This is a genomic window from Mycolicibacterium sp. P4_G11, from assembly GCF_056555145.1.
Genome location: NZ_JBFUJW010000036.1, coordinates 1 through 371, shown reverse-complemented (window position 1 = coordinate 371; position 371 = coordinate 1). Strand labels below are relative to the sequence as shown.

The window sequence follows — 371 nt, the reverse complement described above, 5'->3', positions numbered from 1 at the left end:
GTTCGTGACCGGCGCGGTGCTGGCCTACGTGGTCGTCGCGCAGGCGTTGAGCTTCCTGCTCACCATCGGCGACACCGTCCAGGTGACCGCGCTCAGCGGCAACGAGTACTTCGGGTTCATCATCAACCTGCTGATCATCTTCGGCGTCAGCTTCGAGATCCCGCTGATCATCGTGGCGCTGAACTTCGTCGGGGTGCTCCCGTACGAGAAGCTCAAGGCCTGGCGTCGGGGGCTGATCTTCGCTCTGTTCGTCTTCGCGGCGTTCGCCACTCCCGGCTCGGACCCGTTCTCGATGCTGGCGCTGGCGCTGGCGCTCACCGTCCTCTTCGAGTTCGCGGTACAGATCGCCCGCGTCCACGACAAGCGCAAGG

Annotated in this window: 1 protein-coding gene; it reads left to right on the top strand. The window is 64.7% G+C overall.

What is annotated here, in order from left to right; genetic code table 11:
- A partial coding sequence (locus AC1U2B_RS28635; RefSeq protein WP_480219442.1) for a twin-arginine translocase subunit TatC occupies nucleotides 1-371 on the top strand: 371 nt, incomplete at both ends.